Annotated in this window: 8 protein-coding genes; 1 reads left to right on the forward strand and 7 read right to left on the reverse strand. The window is 47.0% G+C overall.

The features are described from left to right. The 7 genes from WCO51_07620 to WCO51_07650 all read right to left on the reverse strand — a co-directional run. Positions 1-588 (reverse strand): alkaline phosphatase (locus tag WCO51_07620; GenBank protein ID MEI6513129.1); only part of this gene is annotated, 588 nt, incomplete at its 3' end. Positions 589-775: 187 nt separating this feature from the next. After that, a complete protein-coding gene (locus WCO51_07625) occupies positions 776-2,041 on the reverse strand; it encodes an aspartate aminotransferase family protein (protein MEI6513130.1) in 1,266 nt (421 codons plus the stop codon). Positions 2,042-2,249: 208 nt separating this feature from the next. Next, entirely contained in the window at positions 2,250-2,660 is a 411-nt protein-coding gene (locus tag WCO51_07630) for a hypothetical protein (GenBank protein ID MEI6513131.1), read from the reverse strand. Positions 2,661-2,685: 25 nt separating this feature from the next. Beyond that, positions 2,686-3,612, reverse strand: a complete 927-nt coding sequence (locus WCO51_07635) for an alpha/beta fold hydrolase (GenBank protein MEI6513132.1) — start codon at positions 3,610-3,612, stop codon at positions 2,686-2,688. Between the two features lie 41 nt (positions 3,613-3,653). After that, on the reverse strand, positions 3,654-4,994 hold the full coding sequence (locus WCO51_07640) for a folylpolyglutamate synthase/dihydrofolate synthase family protein (GenBank protein ID MEI6513133.1): 1,341 nt from the start codon (positions 4,992-4,994) through the stop codon (positions 3,654-3,656). 280 nt (positions 4,995-5,274) lie between these two features. Then, positions 5,275-5,841 (reverse strand): DUF2087 domain-containing protein, encoded by a 567-nt coding sequence (locus tag WCO51_07645; protein MEI6513134.1) that lies wholly within the window; start codon positions 5,839-5,841, stop codon positions 5,275-5,277. A gap of 46 nt (positions 5,842-5,887) precedes the next feature. Beyond that, positions 5,888-6,397 carry a TlpA disulfide reductase family protein gene (locus tag WCO51_07650; GenBank protein ID MEI6513135.1) on the reverse strand — a complete coding sequence of 170 codons (510 nt, stop codon included), beginning with the start codon at positions 6,395-6,397 and terminating at the stop codon, positions 5,888-5,890. Between the two features lie 131 nt (positions 6,398-6,528). Between WCO51_07650 and WCO51_07655 the strand changes: the two genes are divergently transcribed. Beyond that, a partial coding sequence (locus tag WCO51_07655) for a hypothetical protein (GenBank protein ID MEI6513136.1) occupies positions 6,529-7,345 on the forward strand: 817 nt, incomplete at its 3' end.

The raw sequence follows: 7,345 nt of genomic DNA on the forward strand, positions 1-7,345 counted from the left end.
GTTCAATCCGGTCATGTTCGTGTTGTTATAAACATCGAGATAGCCGTTGGCCTTTGCTTGGGTAATATTGACTACCCCGAATGATCCGCCTTTAGCAGGATCGCCGCCGCCGAAAATCACATTAGCTTTTGAGCTATTAACATAATCGCCGGCGACCGCCGAAAGGTTGCTTCGACTTGCTTCATGAGCGCCAAACCCGGCAGGGGTTGCATCTTTAATTGACACCGTCGACACCAATCCCGTCCGCTTCCCCTTCGATTTCGCTATCTCAAGAGCGGTCAAATAGGGTGTGCCATCAGGCGCTTGTGAGATAACCCCGTTGGCAGCTTTATTCCCGGTCGCCAATGCCGTTGCCGCCGCCGCCGAATCGGTGGTGCCACTTAATGAATTGGTTGTAACAGAGCATTTGAAGAACTGTTCAAAGCAGAGGGTTCCGGATGCGCCATTCAGATAATAACCCCCCGCCTTCAAGTGCTGGAACCCCATCCCATCGCCGATCATGATGATCACATTCTTAGCCGCAAGCGCTTGACTTATAAGAAGAACCACAATCAAAGCTAAACCTAACAAACGACCTATCATTCTCATTTCAACTCAACCTCCAAAGATAAATAGCCGATAGAAATTCTTACTTGTATTATACAGTATGCTCTTGATTTAGACGGGCTGTCTCTCCTCGACGAGGAGGGGATTAGCTTTCTGTTTCCCGTGACGCATCCCCAAGCCGTTCAGGCATACAACTTTTTTCGGAAATACGTACTATGCAATACGTTCTCTATTCCAAACTGGCCAAAATTTCGACTGTCTCGGCGACAGCTTCGTCGAAGATATTGACTGCATGATTGACTTGCATTTCGTTAATGATTAACGGCGGCTCAAAACGCATAACCCGGGGATTATTAAGTGTGTAGGCGGCGATGACGCCGCGCTTGACTAAGCCGGCAATCACTAATTCACCAACATCATCCTGGACAAACTCTACCCCTATCATCAAACCTCTGCCGCGTACACTACACAAAGTCTGCGAATGCCGCTGTTGAACCTGCTTTAGTCCTTCAAGCATCTGCTGGCCGCGCGCTTTGGCATTTTCGATCAAGCCTTCCTCTTGGATTACACGAATGGTTGCAAGGGCCGCTTGACAGGCTAACGGATTTCCCCCGAAAGTGCTTGTATGAACGAGGGGATTATCGCCAAACCCTTTTTCCCATATGTCAGTGGTAGCCATAAATGCGCCCGTCGGGATTACCCCGCCCCCTAACGCCTTTGCCAATGTCATAATATCGGGCTTAACCCCGTAGTGATTGACCGCAAACATAGCGCCCGTTCGTCCAAGACCAGTTTGAACTTCATCTACTATTAGAAGAGCGCCTTTATCAGTGCAGATTTGGCGCAGGTCAATAAGGTAATTATCTGAGGGGATAATAATGCCGCCCTCGCCCTGGATAGGCTCGATAATTACTCCAGCGGTATCATCATCGATAACCTCTTGCATAGCAGCAATATCATCGTAAGGCACGTGGACAAACTCTTCAATAAGCGGCAAGAACGCATCTTTGAACTTCGCACGGCCAGTGGCAGAAAGAGCACCCATTGTCTTACCGTGAAAACCACCCATTGTGGATACGAACTTGCGTCTCCCTGTAGCCTTTCGGGCAATCTTAAGCGCGCCTTCGACGGCTTCAGTGCCGCTATTGCAGAGGAAACTATATTGTAAATCTCCAGGTGCGACTTCGGCCAGCTTTTCGCATAGGTCGGCCAAGGGTTTATTAAAGAAAAGTTTACTGGCAAGAGGCATCTTTTCGAGTTGGGCTTTGACTGCCTCCACTACCTTGGGATGACGATGCCCCAAGCTAAAAACACCATAACCGCCTAAACAATCGAGATAGGGATTACCATCTGCATCATAAATATAACAGCCCTCAGCAGTCCACTCCACCCCTAATCCTGCAAACTTCAGCATTTTTGCTAAGCCTGGATTGTGATAGTCCTCATACTTTTGGGCGACTTCTTCAATTAGCTCTTCTTGATTATCTGGATACATGCTTGTCACGCTCCTTGTGGCCAAATTATACCCTTACCGCTTTAACAGGCAAGATACTGCATCTTTATAACAACCAAACCTACCCATTTTCATATTAGCCAATATCAAGATTAGTAGCCAAAAGCGAGGACAGTCTGGAAGGTATTGGAGTGGATTGCTTCAACACAATCAGTCCGAAATGACACGGAGGGGATATGCTTTTAGCCTACTAAACTTGCGTATCAGGCGAAGAGGTGATATCTTTATCTACTTTTGCTGCAGAGTTGTTCAGAATGAACTCTCCGAGTACAGCGCCTAAAATGCCCCCTATCGCAGTGAAAAGTAAGCTGTGCAGGGGCCATCTACCTAGCCAGCATCCAAATACAAACCAAAACGGGATCATGACGATTACGGTACACAAGCCGATAATAAGCGCTTGCGCTAACCTCTCGCTGAATTTCTGAGGGAGGAAAAGAACGAAGAAGCGATCGCGCGAAATATCGGGCATGTTGTCGAGACGGTTGGTAATGCGTGAACGATAACGTTTTGAAACGCGTTTGCGTCCGTCAAAGCAAGCCCAGCCAAAACCAGTGACAATTGTTAAAATGAAGAGACCGTAAACCCATATGAGCGAATTCAATTCAGCCACCCCAATACGATTAATCTTACAAGTTCTGCGACAACCAGAAGCATATCTTTACTATTACCCAAACACCCTTCTCACTTAAAGGCAGATGTCCACCTTTATACCACAAAACCTCTTTCGGTTCCTTGGCCGCAGTATGAAGCGCCTTGGCCGATTCTTTAGGAATAACACGATCGCTATTCCCATTTATCATAAGGACTGACCGAGGGCTAATCTGTCCAATCCACAAGATCGGGTCAACCGGCGCTAAGGTAGAGGCTAATTCGGCTAGATGCGTCGGATCATTCTTCAGCGCAGGAGGTTCATGATTTACTTCACTGCCTTTTGCAATTGAAGCCCAATTCCCTCCACCAACCACTAAAACGGGAGCCTTAATTCGAGTATCGATTCCTGCAAACACGGCACCGGTAATAGCCCCCATGCTAAAACCAACATAACCTATCCGTGTCGGATCAATATCCGGTCGTTGGATAAGGTAATCAACGCCGCGCCTTAAGTCAATAACTGTATGAATGAACATTTCCCTCGTTCGAACAGGGTATCGGAAGACCTGTCTGAAATTCTTGTCTTTAGGTTCTCGTTCTCCATGATATGGCGCATCGATCGAGAAAACTGCATAGCCTTGTGCCAACAAAGGGAACCAAAGTGGAATAAGGTCCTCCTTGCGACTACCCAGCCCATGCATCAAAATGACACATGGCGCCTTCTCCCCAGCTTCAAGTTTTGGAATAAGCAATATCGCAGGAATGAGTTCACCATGCAAGCTTTGATAAGTAAGTTTATAATACTGCCCTCCCGTTATCTTTATATCCAGTTTAAGGTCAACGTTTAATGGTAGCGCTTGATCGTAATCGAATAAAAAACGGTATTGGGCCTCGGGAGAGGGAGATTGAGAGCGCACAAAAACCGTACTAGCCATAAGCACGATAATCGTCAATATCGACATTAATCGGCACTTTATCATGAATTTAGTTCCCTCTGCTTATGCTACTGGACAAAACCGGTATAGGTTCCATTTTGCGATGCAATTTCCGCAACACTGACATCGCCGATTGTATAAAAAGAACCAGTTATCAAAATTACGTCCTCGGGGGATGCTTTTTCAAACGCTTTGGCAACAGCAGCAGATACCGAATTTTCTACTTTAAAACTAAATTTTTGTCGATTCGCTTCCTCGACTAAAAACTCAACAGGTAATGCCCTCGAATTATCGGGCTGGGTTAGAATTATCTCATCAGCTAACGGGCAGAGCGCTTCGATGACCCCCGATGGGTCATGATTTTGAACCATTCCCAATATCAGCGTTAATCGTCGAGAGCCATACTGCAACTTTATTGCTTCCGCTAATGCTTGGGCTGCATCGGTATTGTGAGCGCCATCAAGGATTACAAGGGGTTCTCGGCTAACAAGGTGAAATCTACCAGGCAGCCAGGCGTTCCGAATACCCAACTCGATGGCTTCCGGCGGCACTGATAGATCAGAACTTGAACGAAGCTCAAAAGCAGCCGCAACCGCACAGGCAACATTAGAACCCTGATAACTTCCCGGTAAGCGGGGATGCGCCAATTGCAGTTCAACACCATTCAAACGCACCACAACGGTATTGGGATCCTTTCCAAAACTCCACCAAACCTCGTGATCAGGGGGGGAGCCTTCTCGATGCATCACTTTGATTAGAGGAGCATTACGCTCACCTGCAACTTGCTCGACAACTTGAAGCGCCTCAGGATTAGCGACGGCTGTGATTACCGGTACATCCGGCTTAATAATGCCGGCTTTTTCGTAAGCGATCTCCGCATGCGTCTTCCCCAACCGCTCAGTATGATCAAGCCCAACGTTTGTAATAATTGAAACCCTGGGGGTGATGACATTGGTGGCATCCAACCTGCCGCCCATTCCAACTTCAACTGAAGCGAATTCAACTTGCTGTTCGGCAAAGTAACAAAATGCAACCGCCGTTTTAAGCTCAAACTCAGTCGTCTCACCAAACTCCGTCTTCTCCAACGCCTCGATGTGGGATTTTAGTAATGTCACCCAACGCGAAAAATCTTCCTTGGGGATCGGCTGACCATCGACAAGAATGCGCTCACGAACATCGAAGACATATGGCGAATAGTACCCGCCAACTTTATATCCTGCGCTACGCATAATCGAAGCGATCATAGCTGTAGTCGAGCCTTTACCGTTGGTCCCGGCAATATGCGCGGCTCGAAGTTGAGAATGCGGATTGCCGACTTGAGCTAAAAGTTGCTTAAACCTATCGGTACCAAACCGAATCCCAAACATAAGCAACCCAGACATATAGTCAAGCGATTGTTGATAGTCCATCGCTATTATTATAGCAGACAGGAGAGAGGTGGAAGGCTAAGGGCGAATAGCGAAAAGGTGTCATTGGGAGACTGAATGTGCAGAAGCAACCCCCACTATAGCATTCATAAACAAATTGGTTTGGTTGCCTGGCGAATAAATTCACGGCTGTTGAGAGCAAAGTCCGCCTGCGCGGACTATCCGGAAGAGTCCACGAAGGTGGACTTCGCCAATATCAGCTGCGGTTTTAACCGCCAAGCAGGAAAACAAAGACACTTCGGATAAGCATTTGGCCTAAATCCTATCTAACCCTACGGTAGATACCCTGGCTTCGGGTTAGGAATTGGTGATCGACCAGGGCTCGGCGGAGGGCACAGTAGTCTTCGAAGAAGTCAGTTAGAATAGCGTTGACCTCTTTCTCTTGATAATCGCGGTCAAGCTCGAAGCGATCGACAATCGTCTCCAACACTACAATCCGCTTCGCTCGCTGGACGGGGATGCTGACTAAACGGCCTTCTTTAACGAATGAACGAATAACTTTCTCACGGTTATCATTGGGATGAGCAGGGAGAGGCATTTTGTAGGTATCGTTCATCAACGCTTCGACCGCCACTTCATCAATCGCGTAAGTTCCGTCGATGTGGGTGCGATAAACGTAACCCATCGCTACCATTCGTTCGAGCTGCTTAACCACTTGCGATAAAGGGGTATTGATCTCATCTGCCAACTCCTCGGCAGTTTTTGGCAAATCGATAATGGCTGCTCCGATTTTCATTCGAATAGGAGAGCCGAATGCTCCGAGGAAGGCTATTAAGTTCGAGATCACTTGTTCGTCCATCAGAACTTCTTGGCCTGTCGGTTCAGGCATTCCCTAACGCCCGCGAATACTGGCGTGTTGACTTCTGCGTTACATTTTATTTGATATATTTATCTATTTCCTCACGTAAATCCGAAACAGAAACCGTGCCGCCCCATTGCATACGTATTCTTCCGTCCTTGTCCAAAAGGAATAATTCAGGCACCCCTGATACTCGGTATGCTTTGGAGACGGTTCCTTCTTGATCGTATAGTGAGTACCAATCAATTCCCTGTTGCTTTGTAATGGTTTTCAAACCTTCGAGTGAACTATCAGGAGTTGCGACGGAAACAATATGTAATCGATCGCTATATTCATTATGAAGTTGTTTTAGTCTGGGCAGTTCCTCATTACATGGACCGCACCAATCCGCCCAAAACACCAGCAGTACCGGTTTCCCCTGCAGGTTACTTAACTTAAGGTCGCTTAAACTATCGACGGATCTGAGGACAAAATCGGGAGCGGTATCTCCCGACATGGGACCGCTAGAGCCGGATTGGCTAATGACAATAACTACAACAATTGCAAGGACAACCGCTATCCAAACGTAAGTTCTTATTTGAGACATAAACTCCCCAACCTAGGACGCACGCTCAGCCTGTATGAAACGGCGAACACTACTCTTAGCATACACCAATATTGAGAATAGTGTTACATCCAACTCCTTATATTTGTGGTCTATGCGGGTATGCTAACTTTATGAAGACGGCTTGCTATGCTGCAATCGATGTGGGTACTAACTCAACCCTTTTAACAGTGATGAGACGAATGGCGGATGGGAATTTTGAAATCTTATCCGACCAAAGCGCAATCACACAGCTTGGCGAAGGGATATCTGAAACTCATAATCTTAATCCTGAAGCCATTAAGCGTACTATTGAAGCAGTAAAGAGCTTTCAACAAATTGCCCAAGAGCAAGGAGCAATCCGTATTATCGTTGTCGGCACTTCCGCCCTTCGTGATGCTGAAAATCGTGATAAATTTGGGTCTGCGCTTGCCGAGCTTGGGTTATCTTTGAGGATTTTAAGCGGAGAGGAAGAAGCAAAGCTTAGCTTTCTCTCCGTTGCTCTCGATCCTACTCTTAACTTTTCCGAACCGCTTGCTGTATTCGATATCGGAGGAGGAAGTTTAGAACTTGCAGTGGGCAGTAAACAGAACTTAAAAATGTTTAAAAGCATCCCTGCTGGTGCAGTGCGATTAACGGAACAATTGGTTCAAGGAGATCCACCCAGCTCCAAACAACTGCAAGCGGCTATTCCTGAGATTGACCACCTCTTGAGCGATTTGCCGATTAGCGAACCTATTGGCGCTCTTGTTGGGGTTGGCGGAACGGTTGTCAATATCCTCTCATCCTATCTGCGCCTTCCTGAATTCAATCCAACAAGACTTCATGGAAAGATTTTGACAGCTCAAAACATTCACTCGATGCTGGAACTCTACTGTAGCATGACCACCATTGAGCGACGAAAACTAACGGGATTAGAACCGAAACGAGCGCTCTATATGCCTGCTGGAA

Source organism: bacterium, from assembly GCA_037131655.1.
In the GTDB taxonomy this organism is placed as follows: domain Bacteria; phylum Armatimonadota; class Fimbriimonadia; order Fimbriimonadales; family JBAXQP01; genus JBAXQP01.